Origin of the sequence: Entomoplasma freundtii (assembly GCF_002804205.1) — a bacterium.
Taxonomy (GTDB): domain Bacteria; phylum Bacillota_I; class Bacilli_A; order Mycoplasmatales; family Mycoplasmataceae; genus Williamsoniiplasma; species Williamsoniiplasma freundtii.
This window is the reverse complement of record NZ_CP024962.1, coordinates 308,099-332,281: the sequence shown is the minus strand read 5'-3', so window position 1 is coordinate 332,281 and position 24,183 is coordinate 308,099. Positions and strand designations below refer to the sequence as shown.

The following is a 24,183-nucleotide window of genomic DNA, read 5'->3' as shown; positions in this document are numbered from 1 at the left end:
TTGCTTCATAAGTCTTTACTTATCTTTCAGCAATCATGTTGGCATAAAGCGAAGTTAAAGAACACTTTTGATTATCAAAATACTTTTCGTAAACTCCTGGAATAGTGGCATAAAATATATCTTGAATATCTTGAGTGCTGCCATCTTTCCAATGGCTAAATTGCACCTTATTCTTATCTCAAAAAGTATTATTTTCGACCATGCAATAACATTATTAAATAAATTTTCAAAGGAACTTAATTCAAGAAGTTCAAGATTATGTTTATCAAGGCTATGTAAAGTTTGGTTACTAATAATTGATAAGGTAGTTGGTAGAGAAATAGTTCCTAAAGTACTAGTCGCTAATAAGGCTTTCAAAAGCTTCATATGACTCCTTTTAGATCAATTCAATCTTATAAATAAAGATATTCTCCTACGCAAATATAACCTAACTTTTTTCTTTAATTTTTGTTCCTTTCTATTGCTTAATGACTTTGAAATTATAATAATTAAAAAAATAAAAAAATTTATTAATTAAGACAGCCTTGTAATTAAGTGTCTAAGAATTAAACAACTTTATATAAATCTCTAAAAATATTCAAAGGAATAATTAGGCGAAAAGTCATCTTTGGAACTCATCAAAAGATATTTTAATTTTTAGTTAATACCAAATAAGAATCAAAGACTAAAAAATAAAGTTATTTAGCAAAAATATCATCTAGTAATTTAAGGAAGTTAAAGTATTTTATAGAAGGTCATCTTTATAAGGAGGACAACTTTATGTCATTAATTAAAAAACGTAGTTTAGCTTTTTTTATTGCTACATTATTTGTTTTAGCATTTTTATTCATTGCCGTTTATGGTTTTGGTTTTAAACCAAAAGGGGAGCCAATTTGAAATCTTGGTGATCTTGGTAGTATGACAAAGATTTATGATGAAATGGGTGAAAAATTTGTCGGCATTAGCTATCGCTTAATGGTCACGGCAATATCTATTTCCGGGATTCCGATTATCATGTCGTTGATGCTAATGGTTTTTATTAACGTCACTAAAATTAATTTAGAAGAAAGGTATCGCTTATATTTCTGGTTAATTTGGACTATTATTGGTCTTGTGATGGTGACCATTATTTTAATGTTTTCAGGAGAGTTAAACTTCATGATTAAGATGGCTAATTATAAAGAAGGAATCATGAACAATAATTCCAATTTTGTTAATTATTGAAACGGTGGATATTTTGCAGGATTAATAATTTTTACATTACTTCCAGCAACTATAATCTTTATACCTTTTGCTTTTAAAAAGAAAAACAAAAAATAATCTTTATAGACTTTATAAATAAAAAACAAAGGTTAAAACCTTTGTTTTTTATTTATAAATATCCAATATTATATCTTTTAACTGGTGGGTTCTTTTGGAAATTGTATCAAAGTCTCATTGATTTATTGATTCTAGATCTAGCAAAATTTCTTTTTTATAATCAACTTTTTTTAGAGTATAACCTTTGTATTGCGGCATATTTAGAACATTAGAATCCCTTTTATAAATTTGAATTTTCTTTTGTCAATTAGCATTTGAGGCTTCGGAGTTTAAATTTTTATTTAGAATTAATGCATTTCCTAAAAGAGCAACATGTTCAAGATGTTCGGCCTTCATCCTATCCTTCGAAAGTTCAGGAATAGCTAGGCGAAGGTCCTTTTCTCATTCATTATATTTTTGTGGCATAATGTGTTCACGGCTTGGGGATATAGGGCATGAATATCTATGATTTTCCCTAATTGACATTGAACAATGGTTATCCAAAAAGTAATTAACTCGAAAAATCAATTTAGTGACAAGTTTATCTGCTTCAATTGGCATTACTAAATATTTTTCAAAAATATTATCGACCGGCAATGTTAAAGTGGAAACTAATCTTTTATTATTAAAGCACTCATGTAAGTTCTCTTTTGTTAAGTTTAATCCCTTATCAATTACTTGAGTTAATATCCTATCCATTGATTCACTCATAGATTGGCCACGATAAAGAACAGTCTGAAATCTTACTTCATAATTTTCGATTTCGAATAATAACTCTCTTAGTTTGTTTAAATCATTTATTTTGCGAGTATTTGAATCAAGATATTGCTTAATTAGAGTCATTACTAGAGCATTATAGATGTTCCTAGTCCCAAACATGAATAAAATATCACCAATGTTATATAAAAATGAACTAGTTTCTAGGAAAAGTTTCGATTCTGTCATTTCTAAAAATAAGTCTATATTTCAACTTAAATTTTTAATCAATTTACCATAGGTGTCAAAAGTAAGACGATTAGTATTATTAGATAAAATTTTAATTTCTCGTAACAAAATTAATTTGAATATTTCATATAATTCATTCTTATTATTCTTTGCTCGAATAATTTTTTCTCGTAAAACATCATCTTCACCATCTACCAATACGCTTCGGTATGATTTCACGTAAGTGGCAATAAAGGAATTTATTTTTCCATCATTAATAGATTTCTTATCCTCAAATTTTTTTAGAATTAAATTATCAAATAGTTCACCTAATTTGTCTTCATGGATAGATAAAGTTGCATCATCAACATACATTAATATTAAATTTTTTATTAATTCAATCGTATCTAATTCAACCTTGTGCGTATTCATGTTTTCAAACATGGCAAATTCATCTTGACTTGTATCTTTTGTTAAAGTGAAATAAATTTTTGATAAAAGACTCTCAGTAAAATCAAACAATTCTTGATCGGATAGGCCATCATTTTCGTTAAAAACATTTTTGATCGTTTGATAATTCCTATAGATTGTCGATTTATTGATATCTATTTCATTGAATTTACTAATCATCAAAAATTTATAGTCTTGGAAATCATGATTATAGTTTAGATGTTCAAAGATAAAGGTCATCTTGTTAGAATTACGTGTTTCGTTTAAAACAAATAGTTGATTAATAAAAGGATCTGGCTCAATATCTCTTTCACGAAGAACATCATATAAAGCTTTTAAAATTATTAAAAGACTAGTAAAACGTTGTTGCCCATCAATAATCTTCATTGGTTTTTTATTAACCGATATTCCTAAATCGTCCTTAGGTCAATTAACAACAAGATTACCCATGAAGTGATATTGTTTTTGTTTTTTACTAATTCCTAAAATATCATTAAATAATTTTTTTATATCTTCACTTCCCCATTTATAATGACGTTGATAAATAGGGACTTTAAATGATTGGTTTTGCGAAATAGAATTTTCAATTAATGAGCCAAATGAAACAATTTCAGCAACAATTAAATTTGGCGTCGGATTTTTTGTTTGTTTAAGTTTGTCTTTTAAATTAAAAACTTGTCTTTTATATTTATCCGATTCATTTTTTTTAACGATTATTCTATTTAGCCTTGGTGTAGTTCCTTCAGACATTATTTTTGCATAAATGTCTTCATCTTCGAATAAAAATAAAATCGCTTGTCTTTTTAAAATCTGAAAAGATATTTGCCGTTTTGAAAAAAAAGAAGGCGTTAAAATATTTTCATAATATTGTTTAGCTTTTTCAAAGTCTTTTTTGTCTAAATTAAAACAATTTTTTAGATTACGGTCGCTAAAAGGAGTAATTTTATTCAAAACCGAAATGAAGAAGGTTGTCAAAAAATTTTGTTCATTAAAAATGGTAAAAGGAGTTTCAAGATCTTCTTCGTCAAAATTATCATATTTAATCTTTTGCAAATTATCTCTATATCAACTTAATTTTTTATTAAATTCTGGACCATCTAAATAGTGAACTATTACTTCATCAAAATTGGTAGTATTTCTTAATTCGGAGTTAAACCTATAAAGAAAGTCAGAATTAAAAAAACTATCCCTTTTTTCTAAACATATTTGCTTATTTTCAATTTCAATTATTCCCAAACTAATAAGGCATGTAAATAATTGGGATATGGTGCTTTCTGATTTATCAAGAGTGGTAAATATTGATGGCTTATTTGGAGCTTGAATCATAAAGCCATTACCATAATCATTTTTATAAATTTTAAATTTTTCTAAGCCCAACTTAGAGAACATTTTACGAGCATCTACTAAATAGGTTTCGACATTGGTACCGATTTTTCACATTTTAGTCATCGTTTTGTATCCTTTGATTTAAGTAATTAATATTTAAAAATAGATATTTTAGGACTGGTACAACTATACTATTGCCAGCTTGGCGGTAAAGTTTTTCTTTATTATTAATCGGATGAATAATAACTTTTTGGTAATCTTCCTCATCGAAGCCCATTAACATAAACGTTTCGCGTGGAGTTAGAAATCTATAGTTAGAACTACTCATATTTATTTCTAATTTTGGTACCTCTAATGGAGTGCCGATCAAGCTAATCACTCCACAATTGGGGTTACGATCTTGCTTAGTAGTCACAGTTCTACACTTCTCTTGTATTTTAGCTTGTGTTGTTATTGATAATGTTGTTGACCGTTTTATTAATGAGTCATCATCAACATTATTAGTCGAATAGTAATGGCATAGAAGGGGGTTCTTTAATAGCATTTTTTCACGACTTAGCGTCCATCGTGGTCTAGCTTCCATGGCTTCATTAAAATATTTTTTAATACTATAATCTAGTCGTAGAACGTCACTAAGATTTGATTTTTTAGAAATATTTCAAAAAGAATTATTATTATCAGTAAATAATCTTGGTAAATTTGTTGGAAGATTAGTATTATGTTCCCAAATATCAATTATTGAATTATTATCCAAAACACTTAATGCATAAACGCGCTTGCGTTTTTGTGGACTGCCATAATCTTGGGCATCCAAACAATAAGTTTGTGTTTTATATCCATATTGATTGTGTAAATGTTCTATTCAATCAGAATAATCTCCTTTATGTTTGGCCTTAATCATATTTGGAACATTTTCTAACAAAAGAAAAGAAGGCAACTTTCCTTCTATTTGCAAGCCTTGTAATAAACGGTCAATTTCTCATAAGAGACCGGACCTAGTTTTATCGCCATTTTTCATACCGCCATTTTTTCCGGCAGAACTTAAGTCTTGGCAAGGAAAAGAATAAGTAATCAAATTAATATCCAAACTAACTAACGAATCAAACTCGATTTCGGTAATGCTACCTAAATTATTGGCATTTTTATATGAAGAATAAAGGTGACGCAAGGTATTATCGTCTAATTTGTTAAATTTCTCTAAGCTAATAGGTTTTTTAGAATCCAAGGAATGTGTGAATTGACTTAGGTAGGCTTTTATATCATCAATTGGAATACAAGAATCATAATAAGATTGATTGTTAAAATGAATTGAATTATAGGATAAATTTGCGCCAATATCTCATTCACTAGTTGCAACAATTTTATAATCTAAAAAATGTTCTTTTTTCAAAAGCTCCAAGGCTTTACGCTGGGCTCCAATTCCAGCAAACGTTTCAAATACACGAAGCATGTTTATCAAATTTCTATTTATTTATTTATTATTGATATATATTCCAATCAATATGGCTAAAAGTCAATAACCAATAAGTGTATAAAACGATAAATAAAAAAATCTTCCGTGGAAGATTTTTTTAGCAATTATAATTTTAATTAGCTAAGAAGGATTCTAATTTGGTTTCCAATTCGTTTTTGTCGAAAAGATTTTGTAAAATTATTTTCCTATCGAAATCAATTGATTCTTCGAGATCCAAACCACAAACAACTGCCAAAATATCAGTATCAGTTGGATCAAAAGAATTTAAATTTGTATGGGCCGCTTCTAAATCATCGCGATTTAAATTTGCTAAAACATCTTTAAGATTCATTTCAATTAGCAATGATGAGCCAAGACCTTGGCCACAAACAGCTAGAATTTTTTTCATAACTAAACTTGCTCCTTATTTTTTTGTTTGATGTTTCTTTGTCGTACTTCAATTAATTGTTTATCTTGATCACGAACTAATTTTCGATTTTCATTAGTTCATGATTTTGTTAGTTTTTCTTTTTCTTCTTGGAAAATTTTTTTCTCACTTTGAGAGTTTTTCAATTGCTTAATTGCTTCTTTGTAAGTTTTGTTATTTGTTTCAATAAGAAGTTGAAATTCCTTACGAGTCGCCTGTTTTGCTAAAAATAACTCACGATATGCGATATTTTTTTTCATTTTTTGTTGGTGAGCAAATTGGCTAACTACCGGAATAGCGAATCATGTGGCAAAACTTAATCCCAAAAGTACCCATTTGCCTCCAAGATACTTAGTGATAAACCATGGAATAATGCCCACAAGATAATCAATATCACCTCAAATAACTTGGTTGTTAGTCGCCATATCTTCAGGAATCATTTTTAAACCTAAGAAAATTCATGGACTAATTTGGATTAATAAGCCGTTAACAAAACCACCAATTAAACACCCTCAAATGCCACCACGACAATTACCAAAGACACCAGAGGCTGCACCCGTGAAGAAATGAGGAATAATACTTGGGATCACAATCACAGCTCAACCTAAAATTTGGTCTGGTTTTTGGCCAATGGCTGAACTTACCCCGATATTAATACTAAACATTACTAAACCACCGACAACCGAGGCTAAAAAGCCCATAATTACCGCATTAGGAGCAAACGGAAAAACAATTGGGCAATCCATTGCCGGTTTGGCTTCAAAAATAAATTTATCAGAAATTCCCTTAAAGGCTGGGGTGATTTCTGCAATAAACATACGGACTCCAATTAAAAGTACCTCTACCCCCGCCGCAAAAGTGAACGCTTGTAAGATTCCCTGCACAATGATGGAATCACGGTCGTTAATGATCCCTGCATCAATCATGGCCTTCTCACCACGTACTCCTCACGTTAAAAAGTAAACGAATAAAAAGAGCACTAACATCGTTAGGGCAATCGCCACGTTCGTATTTCGTAAGAAATTTAAGCCTTTGGGAAAGTTAATCGTTTCAGTACTTTTTACTTCTCTTTGTCAATGATGATGAAGTTTCTTGATTCCACTCCCAATTCCTCCGGCGGCTAAATAAGAGAGCGAACCAGTGTGAGCTAAAGCTAATTGGTCATTTTTAGTAATTTCCTTGACATAAGGATTTAATAACGCAGGTGAAATAACCATTCACATTGAAGTTAATAATGAACCGATCAAAACTACTAACCACATTTGTGATTTTGGAATGCCTGCTAAAGCTAAAACCGAAGCCATCATTGTACTAAAGTACCACGCCGAATGACCGGTTAAATAAACATATTTTAAATTAGAAAAACGAGCAATCAATAAATTTAAAATCATTCCAAAGATTAAAATTAATGATCCGGCCGAAGCTAATCATTGTAAGTGCTCAATTTTCATAAATAAGCCTGGAATAACATCGTTATTAGCGATGAAACCTCGCCGGTTAAATAATAATTCAAACGCAGCCCCAAACTTGCCAATAGATCCACTAATAATGCCCGCTCCACTAGCAATAATTAAGAAACCGATAATAGTTTTAAATGTAGATAGCATAATTTCAGAAAATTTTTTACGTTGGATAATTGAGCCAGCTAAGGCAAAAACACCGATTAATAAAGCTGGCGTACCAAAAAAATTAGAAAAAAAACGAATAATAAGATCACTAAAAGAAGTTGCTAAAATAATCATTATTTTTTATGCCCCTCTAATTCTTAAATTTGTTAACTAAGTTAAATAAATCAGTGGTATCTTTAAGTTGATAAAAAGCATCATAAAATTCTTTTTTGCTAAATAATAAAGCCATTTCTTGGAGTAAAGATAAATGGGAGTCACTGTCCGTAGCCACTAAAACGAATAAAAACTTGACCGGTTTCATTTTTAGACCCGGAAACAATGTTGGCTCATCAAGATAAAGTAAACTAATTCCTGTTTTGAGAGTTGTTTCATTTGGTTGGATATGCGCTAAGGCTAAATCGGGGCCAATTACATAGTAAGCTCCAAAACGTTTTGTCTCACTAATAAGATGATTCAAATAATCTTTGCTAACATAATTTTTTGCCAATAAGGGCTGAATTCCGGTAGCTAAAGCAGTTTCTCAATTTTCAGTTTTTGGTTGAAAATTGATTAAATCTTCTTGAAATAAATTCATTATATTTGTTAATACCTCCTATGATTTATTTAGACATAAAAAGGATAAAAATGGCTCTATAAAAATAGCCAATTATTTTAAATAATTGGCTATTTTTTACTTGGAATAAATAAAAGGTTGCTATAATGGACGTCATTGTTAATGAGGATTGTTATTTCTACATACTATAAGAATCTCTACAATCTCAGATGGTTCTTCGTTTATAGAGACACATATTGCAAGATAGAACGTCTATGGTTATTTTTTTGCCTTTAACGTAACTTCTTAAATAAAATGTTCCATATGTTTTTGTCGTTGAAACCAGTTTTTGAAGGTGTTTTTTTGCTTTATTATTAACGACCAATAAACCACTTGATGAATTAGAAATTAGAGGATTTTCAAGAATTTTTTGATGATGAAAAGAAGAAAAAGTGAATATAAAGCTTGTATTAGGTAACGGTATTATACGTTCGCAATCTGTGCGCTTATAACGAACATTATATTCATTTAACAAAGAGCCAGAAATTCTATCTATGATAACTCCATATGATGTTATAACACTTCAAACTTTTCCAATTTCTAATTTTAATTTCGATTCTTTTGAGTTTAAATCATTTACATCGTAACCAAAACAGTTGCATTGATTTAAATATTCATTAAAGTTAAAGCATAATTCATTTATTAATGGTATGTCGCTCAACGTTCTATTTTTACACTCTGATATAGCTCTATTAAGATCATTAACTATGAATTCATAATTGTGTCTTTTGATACTTTTTAACAATTTAAGTAAATTGTTAAAAAACTTCCTATACATGAAATTGCCGAAATTATTGCGGCAATCATTGATATTGTTTGTGTTTTGTCCATGAAATGATTTTTTCTATTCGTTACAATTTTTAATTAATAAATTTTGAAAATATTCCTTAACTTCTGGATCTGTGAAATAAATATAGCAACCTTTGGTGCCTCTTGTAAACAAAACTCGATAAGTGTTTAAAATAATAAGTTTTGCCTTATCCAATGATTCTTGATCACCCTTCTTAATTAGACCAATTAGGCCATTTAATGATTTATCTGTTTTGGCGCGTGCCAAAGGGTTCGTTTTCAAAAGGCCATTTTTAATGTATAAATCAGGTCCAACAATAACACCAACATAATCGAACTCTAAGCCTTGGGAGGTATGGATACATCCAACTTGTTCAAAGGAATTTTCACTAATAGCTCAAGTATTATCATTACTTAAGTTTCATTGTTTTTTGAATGTTGGCGATAAATCAATATCATATGAATTTGGGTCTTTTTTACTAACCCAATCTCAACAATAACCCGCTACTAGACGTGTCTTATTGTTGAGATTGTTTTTGGTTTCTAAGTCATTTGTCATTTCATCAATTGAATCATAAATCTTAAAATCATAACCATCCAATGTTAAATCTGGTTTTAAGCTCTCATTAAGGCTTGCTAAACCAAGAGCAAAATCTAACCATTCAAGAAAGTTGTTTGAACCACTCATGCGAAATTGTGAGTTTAAGTTTAATATTTTTATGTTTTCAGGCCTAACATTCATGCTTTTTGCATCGGTTAAGATTTGCACTTTCGAACCAATATCACTACTAGTTACTTGTTGTTTATCATCAACAAAAAAGACACTCACTAATGTTGATTCAATAATTTCTTTTATTTGGTTTTCACCTTTATTTTTAAACATTCCTGATTTGAAATTTAAGCGGTGTGCTTCATCAACTAATAAGACATCATAAGTATTGGGCATAGTTTTATAGAAAGAGCCTGACCCCATCATTAAATTATCCAATCGTGATTTCGTAAGACGTTGTCCTTGATCATTTTTATTTGATTTTTTATTAATTAGTTTAGTACTAAAAACACTTCTTAAAGCAGCATTTTTAGAAATATAGCTTACACTCATAGATTGTTTTAGAAATGAGGCTAAAAGTTGGAAGGCAATTACACTTTTTCCAGTTCCTGGAGCTCCTTCAATGATAACGACACGTTTTTGAGAATCATTTTTTGACTTTTTAGTCAGAGATTTGATTTCCTCAAAGGCAATTTTTTGTGAATCCAGGAGAACAAAATCTTCATTTTCTAAAATCAAACTTGAGATATCATTTTGCAATGATTTTGATGGCTGTTTTGGTTCTTGATCCAGTCTATTAATAATCCCTTGTTCATCAGGACCTTTAATTGTGTGACTTATATAATCACTAAGGAGTCGATTATCGCCATTGAAAAAGATTGGTGCTTCTTTTGTATAATATTCATAATGCTTATCTAATAACGGCTCATTATTAGCTTTTTTATAATTATGTAAATAAGCACAAATAATAAAAGCTAATTTTTCTTGGTGATAGAGACGAGAATAGTCCTTCATAAATTGGAAATATGACCATACTTGATATGAAGGATGGACTGTCTCCCTATTTGGATTGCCACCCAGAAAAGTGGTTACCAAGCCATCCTTAGTAGCTACTAAATTTGCTTTTTCTCATTGTTTTAATTCTATTAAAATCGCAGTTGGTTTTCCTTGGTTATCGGTCCCCGAAACAATCACATCAATCCGACGGTTTGTACTCGGAAGATTGTATTCAATAGTGACCCTAGATTCATTGGGAATTCTTTGGTCATTTAAAACATAATAAACTTCAGTTAAAGAATTTTGCCAAGAACGCTTTTCAGATGGCGAAGGTCTTTTACCTAATTTTTCCAAATAAAAATCTGCAATCTTATCTTGTATGTCACGGTTTTGAATGTCTTCCAAAAAATTATCTTTATTTTCTTGATAAATTATCATTTTGACCTTTCACTTTTCAATAAATTATAATATTAACTTTCGTCAAATTAAAATTTCCTGTTATTAAAAAGCAATAAAAGAAATATAAAAAAATAGCCATTAACAATTTAAAAAAAATACTAAATCTAATGATATGTAATTTAATTTAGTAAAAATTAGAATAGAAATATTTTTTATAAAAAAATATCAAAATTGGATAGTACAAAATTTAAAAATAAATTTAAATAGATACAAGATTTAGCACAATAAATTTAATTTCTTAATTTTGGTTATTTTAATAAAAGGAAAATAGAGAAGTAAAAAATAATAATTTTTGATATTTTTAATCAATTTATTGTTCTTATTTTCTAATAAATATTATGTAACAATAATCGCGATAGAAATAATATTAATGAGTTAAGAGTTCAGAAAAAATATCTACAAATAAAAAGAAATTTTTTATTTTTTTTCGTTACTAAAACGTGGCAATTTGTTAATGTTTTAGTAAGGAGGTAAAAAAATAATTATTAACATCACACATTATAAAAATATCGAAATTGAAAAGGAAAAATTATGAAAATAGATTTACATTGTCATACAAAAGCAATAAAATCTGGGGAGCTATCATCTCGGGATATGCCTAATGATGAAAATAGCTACAATATTTTTATTAAAAATAGACTTTCAAAAAATGTTCTAATATCAGCGATTACTAACCATAATAGTTTTGACTTGGAACAATTTAATAATTTGGTTGAATTTTCAAAAGGCCACATTCTTTTTCTACCTGGTGTTGAAATTGATGTATTAGATTCTGAAAATATATCACATAATTGCAATATCATAATTAATCCAAGTAAAAAAGAAGAGCTTTCTAAATACCTTAATGATAATGTATCAAATGTTGATAAGTTTTGTATTGATTTGGACAAATTTATTGATTTGATAAAAATGTGAAAAGCAATTACATTAATCTCTTCTAGTTCTAAAGGAGAAAACTTTCCCGTTAAAGATATCAATAAGATAAAACAAAAATCAAAGGATTCTTTTGTTTATTTTTTAGAAGCTTCAAATAGAAGAAGCGCTTCTATTATAAGTAATCATGATTATCCTTCCTTTGTTGGATCTGATTCTCAAAGATGAGATGATATAGATGCAACCAACTTGCCAGAAACAGAGGTAGAAATAAAAGATTTTAATTCCTTACGAAATTTTTTATCAAATAACACTTTATTTGGACTAAACCAAAAAGACCTTTATCAACTTTCGGTTTTGCCAAAAGACCAAGGTAAAGCTTGAGAATATAAAATTGATTTAAATTTGAATTCCGGAGTTAACATAATTGTTGGTCCAAAGGCTTCTGGCAAAACCATCCTTTTACGAGGAATAAAAGAAGAGTTAGAAAAAAAATTTGCAATAAATCCGGATTTTTACGAAGGCAAAGATGATTACTACAAAATAGAAAAAGCCCTAATCAAAAATTTAACCACAAATAATCTAAATATTTCAAACGAATGAAATGAAGTCATAACGAATATTAAAATGGCATCATCTATTAATTACTCACTTATTTTAAGCAATTATAAAAGTTTCAAAAAATGGATTTTATCCCAAAAAACAAACAAATATAAAAAAATAAGTGAAATTATAGATGGGCCTCATGCTTGAAATAACCAATTGGAAGAACAAAGCAGACAAGAAATTAATGAAATAATTGGTGATATTCAATCTATAAAAAATTGCGAAAACATACTTGTTAAATATGAATTAGACGAAGAAATAAGAAAGGATTTCAACCTAATAAAATTAAAAGTTCAAGAAGTCCTTATACAAAAAGCTATTTTGCTATTTATCCTAAAATTCCAAAAAAAGTTAATAAATGGAATAAAGAATAATTTAAAAAAGATGTTAACAAAAAAAACAGATTCAGTAACTAAACCATCAAAATTAGGAATATATGATATTTGATTAGGACGAATTAATTGCAAGAAAGCAATTGACAAATTATTGAATAAAAATGAAAAATTGAATGGCGAAAAATTTATTGGTGATGTGGTATCTAGTGATGGGTCTCAAGAAAAAATATATATTAAAGTTAAAAGTTTTTTATCAACTCCTTCACTTTGCAAAAAAAATAGAGATCAAGAGTTTATTGTAAAGCCTAAGAACAAGGCTAAAACTTTGTTAAAAAAAATTGCTGATTTAGATGGAGAATTTTTTGGTAATTCTTTTATTGAATTGGCAAATGTAATTTTAGAAAACTCAAAAGAAATTAGTGACGCAAATGATTTAGTTAGTTTAATTAAAGAATATGTCAACCAAAAGGGTGATTATCATAAACCCTCAAGTGGTGAGGAACAATTTTTAGCCTTGTCTAATTATTTGAATGATTTAAATAAACAATTTTACATTCTAGACGAGCCAGAAAAATCTTTAGATAACAAATTGATAGTTGATTACATAGTTGACAAAATTAAAGAATTGGAAAAAAATAATAAAATTATATTGCTGATAACTCATAATTCTAACATCGCAATAAACACTAATCCATTAAACATAATTTATCGAGAAATTTCTAAACCTTACAATAAAACATATATTGGTGATAGTTTTTCTGGCCAACTTCGTGATGTAGAAAAAACTTCAGCAAATATTGATTGGAGACAAAAATCATTGGATATATTGGAAGGCGGAAGAAAGGCCTTAAATTTACGAAAGGAATATTACAATGTCGAATAATTTATTTTTTTTAGAATCTACTCCGCAAGAAATTGTTATAACAAATAATTCAAACAACGATAAATACACTTTTAGTATTGACAATCCTACTGATCAAGAATTTGATGAAACTTTTTCTAAAATATTATTTTTTCTATCAAGTTTAGATGTTGAGGAAATTAACAAGTTCGAAAATAAAGTAGGAATATCTGAAAATAGAAGCGCTGAGATGCATAGAGAATTTTTAGAAGGTTTTAAAGATTATTTTGAAAATGAGATAAATAATATAATTAACGACATTATTAAAATAAAAAAAATAGAAACTATTTAATCTAATAAAAGAAGACACTTTCACAAGTTTATAATATTTTTTTTATTAAAAACTTCGCCTTTAAAGATGTGTGAAGTTTTTTGTTTGTTCAATCAAAATTTGTTGAAAAATTATTAAGAAGAAATAATAGTTATTCATAATTATTTATATTTATTTGTACTTAAATATAAATAAATATTAACTCTTTTGTTTAATATTTATCTAATCTTCAATAGGTTCTATTTGTTTTTTTCATTTTAATCTAAGCATAATTTTCTAATATATGAATATGACATGTTTGTTTGATTTTTTTCCACTTTAAATTTAACAAAATAAAAATTCTCCTTGGGTAACTTAATAGCAGTAATAAATTTTCACCACTTTTGTACCTCTAGAGAAATTATATTTAACCAATTTCTAATTGAGTTTTTTGATTTAAATAGATTAAAATAAAAATTTAAAATTATGAATTCAACGATATTTTCAACACCCTTACTTTGGTATTAAAACCATAATTATAAGCTGTTGGCGATATGATTAATTCCTTTTTATTTTCTTTAGTATAGTCAAAGTTAATTTCTTCTAAATTATCTAAAAACCGCATCTTATCAATTTTGTCAAATGGATAATTAAAACTACGTGGTGGCTGAATTTTGCCTCCTTGTTGGATTACTTTTACATGCCCACCCGATGGTAAATCATAAAGAAAAGCGAAGTGTTGGTTATCTTTGGTACTAATAATAAAATCATCATTATTCATAGTTAAAATTTCATAATCATCGAAAAGCATAAACCCATATTTCTTTACTCATTGACCAAATACCTTAATTGTTTCAATTTGTAATGGTAGCATTTTGCCATTTTCATTTAAAGAAACATTTAATAAATAGTTAGCTTTTTGTTTACGAGCTTCCACAAACTTGAGAATGAGATCACCTACTGATTTGAAGTTATAATCTTCATTAGCTAAACCTCAATGATCATTAAAACTTTGGCAAGCTTCGGCCGCTAAATCTCGTTGACAAGCTTGGTAATTAATTTCCTTTAAATGAGCTTGTTCAAAAGTTAAAACATCTACGTGACTATTCTGTTCTTTTCCAGCGTTAGTTAGCCCCGAATTATTCACAATAATTGCTTCAGGGATATAGCTTCGAATTAATTGGTAAAGTTTTTCTTCTTGTCAATCGGCTTCTTTTTTTGATCAGTTACCATCAAACCAAAAGCCACCTAAATCAGGATATTTTTTACATAAAATTTCTACTTCACGATTGATTAAAGTCAATTGTTCTTCGAAAGGAATGCCTTTTTCATCTCACATTCAATCCAAAGTACAAAAATAAAGGATTGGCAGAATCTTTGCTTGCCGGCATTGAGTAATAAAATCCTCAATTATATCATTTTGAGTACTTGTTTCCGTAATATCGTGTTCTGATAATCCTTCGCTATCAAAGAAACAAAAACCATCGTGATGTTTGGTTGTTAAAACTAGGTAACCAAAGTTATTTTCTTTTGCAAGACTAACAATCCCTGATATATCTAGGTTTAGTTTTAATTGTGACAAGGGTGAAAACATTTCGTAATAATCATGACTATTTAAGTGGTACATATTTTGGTATCATTCACCTTTACCAATCTTATTATAAAGGCCGAAATGGAGGAAAAATCCTAACCCAAGGTTGCGAAAATTTGTCACTCTTGTGATTTTGGGAAATTTGTTATTCATTTTAATTATTTCAATCATCTTTCTATTTTTAGTTGTTAATTAGTAAATCTTTTGACCATTAGCCAATTAGCGATAAAAGGGTAATTACGCCGCTAAAAAAAGCAAATAAGGCAAAGATTAAAAAAATATTTTGTTTCAAAAAGAGGAAAATTTTTTTCGGATTTTGAAAAGTAAAAGTATGGTTTTGTTTTCTTTTATTGCTAAGGTGTTTTCAAAAAAGTATAAGTCCAAACAATAAACAAATGGAACCAGCCATAATCTTAACGGTTAACATCTTGCTTATTTTTTTCTCTTAACAAACTATTTAGTTCATCAGACACTTCTTGAACTCCACTACCGATGATGATTTGGAGATAATTGGGGCCGCTTTTTTTAAAACCATAAATTTTCAATTTACTAATTTCCTGATCATCAATTATCGAATTATCCTTTAACTCTAAACGCAAACGCGTCGCACAATTATCAACTTTGACAATGTTATCTTCCTTCAATAAACGGAAGAGGTTACTTGCTAAAGTATCTTGTGAAGTTATTGGTAACTTCTTTGTATAACCTAGCGATTTTTCGTTTTTATCACTAGTTTGCAATTGGTCAAACTCATTTTCTCCACGACCTAATGTCTTCAAATCTTTATAACGAATCAAGAGACTAAAGACACCAAAGTAAGCTAAACTAGTAAGAATCGCATTCGGGATAAGTCAAAGAGGGTTAGCCAACCACGGAATACTACTTGATGAAGCCATTTTTCATGAGGTTGGGATTGATAACACAAAATCAACTCAACCCGCACTAAAGGCAAACCCAGCTCGTACTCCCATTGCTGCAGGAATAGCACCAAAAACTGAGTTTAATAATGATTGGACTAAATAGATTAATGGTGAAGCATACCAAATTGGTAAGATTAATGGTTCACCAACACCAGTTAGTGAGCAAGCTAAAGTAAGGGGCAACATTAACGAAGCTACTTCTTTACGATTCTCCTTCTTGGCACAGAAAATAATTGCTAACGATAATCCTCAGTAACCGCCCATAATTTCGGCAAAAGAACCAACTTGGAAAAGACCCGATCCTTTTATTCCGGCTGTAAAGGCCGGAATGTCACCATTAATAACGCTGCCATCGACATTCGTAAATGGTAATTGGAACCAGAGAAATGTGTTTAAAACGTTATGCAAACCAAATAAAACCAAAATTGATTTGAATAATGTATGAATAAATGAGACTCCGAATGCTGCAGCATTATTAGTCCCTCATTGTGTTAAAACAACACCGAACTTCACCAAAGCAAATTGGACTCAAGGCCAAATAATGGCAAAAAATAAACTTGTGGGGACCATTAGTAAAATGCTAATTAGTGGGATAAAGCGACGTCCTTCAATAAATGAAAGATAAGCAGGCATTTTTATCGTATGTCATTTGTTATAACTTCAAGCAGTAAAACCTCCTGCAACCAATCCTCCTAAAACACCAATATTCAGGGCATAAATCGCTTGATTATTTTTAATCATATATAGAAGTTGACTATATCCTTCCAAGGCTTTTAGTGGATCGTCAGTTGATGTTGAATGATAAATCAATACTTTATTGTAAAACAACGAAGCAAAACTATTTTCAGTTAATAAAGAAGCTAGAACTCAACTGGCCATTGCTCCAGCCAAAGCCGCTTCGCCGCGATGATCATTGGCTAAACCAAACGCTAAGCCGATTCCAAAAATAATATGGAGGTTATCAAAGGCTGGTTGGCCAATAGCAGTCAAAATTTTGCCAATATACCAAATGGCATTGTTTTCGGTAATACCCTTTAAACTTGTATCGGTCATTAGGGTGCCAAAACGTAAAAAAATTGCCGCAAGTGGTAAAACAATGATGGGGAAAAGCATCGCCTTACCCAAAAATTGGAGTCTTGTGAAAAAGCGACCATTGGAGATACCTAATTTGTCTCGAAAAACTTTTAAAGGGGATACATTTTTTTGTTCTTGTTGATTTTTCATTTTTTCCTTTCGAGCCGATTATGCCATCCCGAATTATAAAAAAGTGTTTATCCAATTGAAAAAATTTTCAACCTTAACTTAGAAAACATCTTGCTTTTTCAAAGTGTTTTTTGCCGTAGTTTGAATCATTAAACTTTCAATAATTAGTAACATAATTGTTAACATTGATACCTCAGCATTATCTCGATAAAATAAAAAACCTTCGCTAAACTCAAAATCAAGCACGAGGTCACTAGCCTTTAAATACGGATTATTTTTTATTTTTTTGGAAATAACCAAACATTGACCTTTATTTGCTCTAATATTTTCAAAAATATTTTTTCACCGACTATCTCGAAATTTATAGGAAACGATGATGTTCAAGGACTCCGCATTAACAAAATGCGAATAGGCAATTTGATCATCGCGGTCTGCCAAAAACACGGCCTGGATATTCAACCTCGTTAAATAATTATGAAAAATACGAATTAGGTTGACATTACCACCCATGCCATAGATGTAAATTTTCGATGACATATTAATTACTTGGGCTGCTTTTCTAAATGACTCTTGCTGGGTTAAATAAGTTTGCATGTTTTTTTGTAAAGCCGCTAAAAGACCACAATCTTGATAATTACTATTAGCTGGTAAATTTCTTACATTTTTGAGAAAACTATCTCTTTCTCAAATTAAAAAAAATTTAAAATTTTTAAAACCATCAAAACCTAAGGCTTTACAAAACCGCGTAATGGTAGCTGCTGAAGTATGAGTTTTTTCACCCAATTTGGTAATGGTAATATCCTTAATATCATCAATGTTTAAAAGAATGTAATTGGCAATTGTACAAAAGCTACTTTGATTATCTAATTTAGCAAAATTTTGAATTGCTTTGACTGTATCCATTTTCTAGACCTTTTTCTTTCACCACTTCGATTTTAAAACTATCGATAATAATGGCTAAGTTATCAAAACAAATCTTTGGTTAAAAAATTAAAACTTAAAATACGAAACCTTATTCCGCAGAGGACTTTGGTTTTTTGTTGCTTAAATTTAGTGTTTAATTAAAAATAATATAATAGACTTTAAAAAAACATTAAAAAAATCACCATAGGGGTGATTTTTTAAATATTGGGGGACTATTATTCTTCTGGTGTTATTAATAAAACTTTTGAAATTTAAGTTCAATTGCAATGATTAACTAGGAAAATTATGGGTACCCTTAAGGTGCAAACGTGTCTCTTAAGTTTTTTATAGTAGACTAATTCAATCAATTAGCATTTTAATAATTGAACATCAAATTAAGATAATCAAAAGCCATTTAATAATTTTTTCGTTTTTGATTTTATCTTTGATAAAGAAAGCCAGTATTGTTCCTCCAAGACTACCGACGAGCATTGGCAATGTAATTGTTAGGTTCAACTCACCATGACCAAACATCTTGTAAGAGAAAAGCAAATTTATTCCTGTAGCAATCGCAATCATTAAGTGTGAGATTGGCGCCGCTTGTTTAAAAGTTAAGGCACAAAGCAACACTAATAGAGGCATAATCAATGGGCCACCGCCCATACCTGATAAAGTGGTTACAAAACATCCACTAAAAACAATAAAACCAATTGCCAAAAGGTTAACGGTTTCACCGCCTGGCAACTTAAGATACCACCAATGATTGACATTTAGAGTTTTTGGTTTTCGCTTAATAAAATCTTTAAACATAAGGAGAAAAGTGACAATTACCAAAATAATTAACACCACTAATTGCGTTCATTTTGGATTCAATAAACTCGCTAAATAAAGGCCAAGGAAAATAAAGGGAATACTTAAGCAGACAATAAAAAGACTAAGTTTCCAAGAAACTTGCCGTTTGATTGCTGCAAAACCAACATTAAATAAAGCCGTTGTAAAGACTAATAAGGTGGAAACAAATTTTAATTCTGCAAAATCACGATTGGGAAATAAAAGTAAAAGGAGGGGGATAAAGAGAACCCCGCCTCCTACTCCTGAAATTGATCCGAGAAGTGAGACAAAAAAACCAATGAGAATGAGGATAGGAATCAATCAAAATAAGTTCATTAGTTTAAATAGTCACCTAAAAGAGGATTAATTATTAATAATTCCTGAGCTTTTTCGGCGGAATGATTTCCTAAAATCATTAGACAAGCCACCTTCGCATTCATTTGCGAATCTTGTAGGGCAGTCATTACTATTTCATCCGTAGCTTGAGTGATTTTTTTGACAATTTGGAAACAACGTTCTTCCAACTTTTTGTTAGTAGCCTGAACTTCGACCATGAGGTTATCGTAAACTTTGCCCATTTTAATCATGGTGGTTGTTGAAATCATATTCAGCACCATTTTAGTAGCTGTTCCAGCCTTCATTCTTGTTGAACCAGTCACCACCTCTGGACCACTAATTATGGCAATTGACAAATCACTAACTGCTTTAAATTCTGGTTCACTAGTCATTGCCAAACTAATGGTTTTGGCACCAATTTGGTGACCATAATCAAGAGCTCCCAAACAATAAGGCGTTCTTCCTGAAGCCCCAATTGCAAAGACTAAATCATTTGGTTGGAAATTATGTGCCTTTAAATCTACCTTGGCTTGTTCAAAGTCATCTTCAGCGCCCTCAATTGGTAAACGCAAGGCTAAATCACCACCAGCAATTATTCCGCAGAAAGCATCTTTGACTCCATAAGTTGGCAACATTTCACTTGCATCTAAAACTCCAATCCGACCGGATGATCCAGCACCAATATAGAAGATTCGGCCTTGGTTTTTTAAGGTTTCGTAGCATAAATCAGTTGCCTTAGTAATTGTCGGAATTTCTTTGGCAATGGCTTTAGCGATTTTTTGATCTTCATTATTTATTAAAGTTAAAATTTCGGGAGTTGTTTTGGTTTCTAAATGATGTGTCAGTCCATTTTGCGCCTCGGTGTTTATTTTTTGTAAATCAATACTTCCCATAATATTTCCTCTCTTTTTAAATTATTTTCCTAAACAACTTGATAATCTTTTAATTCTTGTTTAGCTTCCATAGATAAACGGGCATAACTAGTGGTTCAAAGCACTAATCAACCAACGACGGAAATATATAAACTAATATGACCGACCATTTTCCCAATAATTTTTGCTTTTGCTTTTTTAGCTTCCGCTTCTTTTAGCGACACTTTACAATCACTAAGATAAAGTTTCGTTTTTGCTACCCCATTACGAGATCAACGCGAATAACCCAGAATACAAATGGCAAACCCAATTCCGTAAACAATAAAGACAACCGCTAAATAAACTAACATTCCTTTAACTGCATTGCCATCAATTGTTGTCATGGTGATGGCAGCAACCAAACCACCAGGTCCTGTGGCGGCATTCATCCCAATCCCAAGACCTCCTCAAGTATTAAGGGCACCCATGATAAATCCACCACAAGCAGCACCAATACATGACAAGATAAACGGTTTAACGCGTGGCAACGAGATTCCATAAATTAACGGTTCACCGATTCCAAGGAAACCAGGCAAAATAGCTCCCGAAATTTGTTTTCGCAAAATTGAACCCTTACCAGCTAACACTCATAAACCTAAAGCAACACCAACTTGGGCGACTCCACCCATAGCCATAATTGGAAATAGCCCATTTACACCAGTACTATCAATTAAGGCAAAGTAAATAGGAATAAACCCTTGATGAACTCCCAAAGCCAGCGCAAAGAGGAAGATTCCGGCTAATAAGGCTGCTCCGAAAGGATTGGTATAAAGGTTATTAAATAGTCAAGTAATACCAGTGAAAAGGTAACCAGCCACGGGAATAACAAGGACAAAATTTAAGACTAACATCAGAACTAAAACAATCACTGGAGTAATAATCGTATCTAAAACTCCAGGCATGAATTGACGAATTGTTTTTTCAAGTTTAATTGTTATTCCTGCCGCAATCATGGCCCCAATCAGACCAGCATGAGGCGCTCCTAAAGAAGCCACTTTATTTTTATCTAAATTAATAAAGCCAACCGTAAACCAGTTATGTTCAATATCACTTGCTTTAATAATTTTTCCTAAAAAGTTATAGCCAGTGATAATATCACCTTCATAAACCGGGATAAAGACGCTTGCCACAGTGACACCCGCAAAGCCACAAAACATTGCTGACACTAAGGCGACTAAACCAGGGTTGCCGCCAAACTCTTTTCCAAGTCGTCAGCCAACGGCAATAATGAAGACATTGGTTAATAAATTTAACATCATTACTAAAATGTGGTTTCATGATTGCACTGTGGCGTTAGCATTAGCACCACCATTAACTGAAAGAATCAGTCCCGCAATTCCTGAAAGTAATCCAGCCCCAATAAAGGCAGGAATTAGTGGGGTAAAGACCTTGGAAATTTTGGAAAAGAAGCCTTTTACATGACCATTATTCTGACGTAATTTTGCCTTTTGTAACTGACCAATATCAGCAGCACTTTGGAAAGTAGGCGTCACCGCTTGACCATCTGCCGTTACTAATTGGGGAGCGGTTTTCATAAGTTCACCAAATTCTTTAGTAACTTTATTCACAAAGCCAGGTCCTAAGACGATTTGGTATTCGTCAGCCCCTCCCATTACTAAACCTAAAACTCCAGGTACTTGTTTAATTTTTTCAGGATCAAAATTAGGAAGTGCTTTAATCCTTAATCTTGTCATGCAATTGGTATAAGAAATAATATTGGAAGCACCAATTATATCGTAAATACTTTTCGCCACTTGGGCAGGTTGAGCCATAGTAAATTCTCCTTTTAGCTCCTTCATTATAAAAATAGGAGTTATTTAATAGCAAGAAAAAATACCTAATCTCGAACTAGTTTTAGCATTTGCAACTAGTTCTAGTAGATATTAGCAGTCAGACGCTGATGGTAAAATTCACTTTTTTGTTCAATGACCATCGCAATTAACTTATAGATGACGTAGGTCATCGCAATTCGCGACTTAAAAGCTAATAGACGAACTAAATTTTCTGAATCATCAATTTGGAAGCAGAGGTCAGCCAATTGGGATAACGAATTATTGCCACTTCGAGTAATTGCGATAATTTTTAAATCATGATTCTTGGCTTCCTTAGTCAAATGCAAAATTTCTGGAGTTTCTCCAGAATAAGAAAAAACCCAAAGCAAGTCGCTTGCTTTGGCACGAGTTAACGAAACAAACATATTATGAACGTCAGAAAAATAAGATGTTTGAAAACCGAGGCGTTCTAAGCGCACGCGGAATTCAAAGCAAACAGAAAGGTTGCCACCAACGCCAAGAATATAATTACAACCGGCATTTTCTAACCAACTAATTGCTTGATTATAAACTTCTAGACCATTTAACTTGGAAGTCACTAAAATTGGTTGAATCATTATTTCTTCTTCAAAAGCGTAGTCATTAAACGATGTTTCTGGAGCGACGGAACTAATATTTTCATTTTGCAAAATATATTTAAATTCTTTGAACCCATCAAAACCTGCAGTTTGAAAATATCGGGTAATACTGCTTTTTGAAAGGTAAGCTTTATGGGCTAATTCATTAATTTCTAAACTCTCACCCTTTTTTCATTGGTCATAAATTAAGGCAAGTAAAGGTGAGTTATTTTTATTTTTGATAAGAAAACTATAGGCTGATTTTGACATGTTAATAATCCTTTCTTTGATTAAACCACCTTTAAGTGGAAGTTTATAGTCCTTAAATTTTTAATTTCATTTATGAAAGGACAATAAATGACTATTATTTAAATTAACTTAGCTTAAAAATTAGTAGTTTAAAATCATGAAAATAAAAACTCTCTTTTAAAGAGAGTTTTTATTTTTTGGTTGATTTTTTGGTTTGTTTTGCTTAAAAAGCTTCATCAAAATTGTTACTTTGACTTACAAAACTTCCTTGGTGGGACGGATGACAACTTCGTTTCAAGACGTATCAAATGGTAATTCAATTGCTTGTTTGATTGTCAAGGCTACTCGATCAGGAGAAATACCATATTTGGCATAAAGAAGATCTACGTCCGATTTAATTTTGGCATCTTTGATATCATTAATAATTTCGGTATTAAAAAAACCCGGTGAAATAGCGGTCACTCGAATATTTAAATTCTTTGAACTTACTTCTTGGCGTAAGCCTTCATTAATCGCCAAAATTGCCGCTTTAGTGGCCGAATAAATAGTACTAATTGGACTCACCACATGAGCTGCCACTGAGGAGATATTAATAATTTGTCCATTATTTCGGGGAATCATTCACTGTAAAGCGGTGCCAATGCCATATAAAGTGCCTTTCAGATTTGTATCAATTAAGCGGTCCCAATCATCATATTGTCGGTCACTTAAAAAATTCCCGGGATAAATACCGGCATTATTAACTCAAACATCAATTTTTCCAAAATGGTTAATCGCTGCTTGGGCTAGTTTTTCAACTTCAGCTATTTGACGAATATCGGTAACTTGGTAAATTGCTTCACCACCATCGCTTTCTATTTCTTGAACAAGAGCCTTTAATAAAACTTCGCGACGTGCTCCTAAAACTAATTGATAATCATCATTACTATTACCTAATAACTTGGCAAGAGCGGCTCCAATCCCACTTGAGGCACCTGTTATTACGACAACTTTTTTATCCATAAGTTTTAATC

At 30.8% G+C, this 24,183-nt stretch carries 17 protein-coding genes and 1 pseudogene; 3 read left to right on the top strand and 15 right to left on the bottom strand.

The annotated features are described in order from the left end of the window. Positions 1–19 precede the first annotated feature (19 nt). The gene (locus EFREU_RS03725) at positions 20–202 is read right to left on the bottom strand and encodes a hypothetical protein (protein WP_134163650.1); all 183 of its coding nucleotides are present in this window, start codon (positions 200–202) and stop codon (positions 20–22) included. Positions 203–759: 557 nt separating this feature from the next. Here EFREU_RS03725 and EFREU_RS01455 point away from each other — a divergent pair. After that, positions 760–1,299 (top strand): hypothetical protein, encoded by a 540-nt coding sequence (locus EFREU_RS01455; protein WP_100609258.1) that lies wholly within the window; start codon positions 760–762, stop codon positions 1,297–1,299. A gap of 48 nt (positions 1,300–1,347) precedes the next feature. On the opposite strand, the gene EFREU_RS01450 is transcribed toward EFREU_RS01455, so the two are convergent. The 6 genes and pseudogenes from EFREU_RS01450 to EFREU_RS01425 form a co-directional block, all read right to left on the bottom strand. Further along, positions 1,348–4,101: a GmrSD restriction endonuclease domain-containing protein gene (locus EFREU_RS01450; protein WP_100609257.1), complete on the bottom strand. Its 2,754-nt coding sequence runs from the start codon at positions 4,099–4,101 to the stop codon at positions 1,348–1,350. Continuing rightward, a complete protein-coding gene (gene dcm / locus EFREU_RS01445; protein ID WP_100609256.1) occupies positions 4,094–5,428 on the bottom strand; it encodes a DNA (cytosine-5-)-methyltransferase in 1,335 nt (444 codons plus the stop codon). Before dcm ends, EFREU_RS01450 begins: the two co-directional genes overlap by 8 nt. A gap of 136 nt (positions 5,429–5,564) precedes the next feature. Next, positions 5,565–5,834, bottom strand: a pseudogene (locus EFREU_RS01440) (PTS beta-glucoside transporter subunit); the annotation flags it as partial. Positions 5,835–5,842: 8 nt separating this feature from the next. Beyond that, the gene (locus EFREU_RS01435) at positions 5,843–7,600 is read right to left on the bottom strand and encodes a PTS ascorbate transporter subunit IIC (RefSeq protein ID WP_100609254.1); all 1,758 of its coding nucleotides are present in this window, start codon (positions 7,598–7,600) and stop codon (positions 5,843–5,845) included. A 16-nt stretch (positions 7,601–7,616) separates the two neighbouring features. Further along, positions 7,617–8,060, bottom strand: coding sequence for a PTS sugar transporter subunit IIA (locus EFREU_RS01430; RefSeq protein WP_100609253.1), 444 nt, complete (start codon positions 8,058–8,060; stop codon positions 7,617–7,619). A gap of 862 nt (positions 8,061–8,922) precedes the next feature. After that, the gene (locus EFREU_RS01425) at positions 8,923–10,851 is read right to left on the bottom strand and encodes a DUF2075 domain-containing protein (RefSeq protein ID WP_100609252.1); all 1,929 of its coding nucleotides are present in this window, start codon (positions 10,849–10,851) and stop codon (positions 8,923–8,925) included. A gap of 552 nt (positions 10,852–11,403) precedes the next feature. Here EFREU_RS01425 and EFREU_RS01420 point away from each other — a divergent pair. Next, positions 11,404–13,569, top strand: a complete 2,166-nt coding sequence (locus EFREU_RS01420) for a hybrid sensor histidine kinase/response regulator (RefSeq protein ID WP_134163651.1) — start codon at positions 11,404–11,406, stop codon at positions 13,567–13,569. Beyond that, positions 13,559–13,879, top strand: coding sequence for a hypothetical protein (locus EFREU_RS01415; RefSeq protein ID WP_100609250.1), 321 nt, complete (start codon positions 13,559–13,561; stop codon positions 13,877–13,879). Before EFREU_RS01420 ends, EFREU_RS01415 begins: the two co-directional genes overlap by 11 nt. A 442-nt stretch (positions 13,880–14,321) precedes the next feature. Here EFREU_RS01415 and EFREU_RS01410 read toward each other — a convergent pair whose 3' ends face one another. From EFREU_RS01410 to EFREU_RS01370, 8 genes are all read right to left on the bottom strand, one after another. Continuing rightward, positions 14,322–15,581, bottom strand: a complete 1,260-nt coding sequence (locus EFREU_RS01410) for an alpha-L-fucosidase (RefSeq protein WP_157844561.1) — start codon at positions 15,579–15,581, stop codon at positions 14,322–14,324. A gap of 260 nt (positions 15,582–15,841) precedes the next feature. Beyond that, positions 15,842–17,572, bottom strand: a complete 1,731-nt coding sequence (locus tag EFREU_RS01400) for a PTS transporter subunit EIIC (RefSeq protein WP_100609247.1) — start codon at positions 17,570–17,572, stop codon at positions 15,842–15,844. A gap of 78 nt (positions 17,573–17,650) precedes the next feature. Beyond that, a complete protein-coding gene (locus EFREU_RS01395; RefSeq protein ID WP_100609246.1) occupies positions 17,651–18,454 on the bottom strand; it encodes a MurR/RpiR family transcriptional regulator in 804 nt (267 codons plus the stop codon). A 345-nt stretch (positions 18,455–18,799) separates the two neighbouring features. Continuing rightward, positions 18,800–19,621 carry a sulfite exporter TauE/SafE family protein gene (locus tag EFREU_RS01390; RefSeq protein ID WP_100609245.1) on the bottom strand — a complete coding sequence of 274 codons (822 nt, stop codon included), beginning with the start codon at positions 19,619–19,621 and terminating at the stop codon, positions 18,800–18,802. Beyond that, entirely contained in the window at positions 19,621–20,514 is an 894-nt protein-coding gene (gene murQ, locus EFREU_RS01385) for an N-acetylmuramic acid 6-phosphate etherase (protein WP_100609244.1), read from the bottom strand. Before murQ ends, EFREU_RS01390 begins: the two co-directional genes overlap by 1 nt. A gap of 29 nt (positions 20,515–20,543) precedes the next feature. Further along, on the bottom strand, positions 20,544–22,304 hold the full coding sequence (locus EFREU_RS01380; RefSeq protein ID WP_157844560.1) for a PTS transporter subunit EIIC: 1,761 nt from the start codon (positions 22,302–22,304) through the stop codon (positions 20,544–20,546). A 101-nt stretch (positions 22,305–22,405) separates the two neighbouring features. Then, positions 22,406–23,191, bottom strand: coding sequence for a MurR/RpiR family transcriptional regulator (locus tag EFREU_RS01375; protein WP_100609242.1), 786 nt, complete (start codon positions 23,189–23,191; stop codon positions 22,406–22,408). Between the two features lie 234 nt (positions 23,192–23,425). Next, positions 23,426–24,172, bottom strand: coding sequence for an SDR family oxidoreductase (locus EFREU_RS01370; RefSeq protein WP_100609241.1), 747 nt, complete (start codon positions 24,170–24,172; stop codon positions 23,426–23,428). Positions 24,173–24,183: the final 11 nt, after the last annotated feature.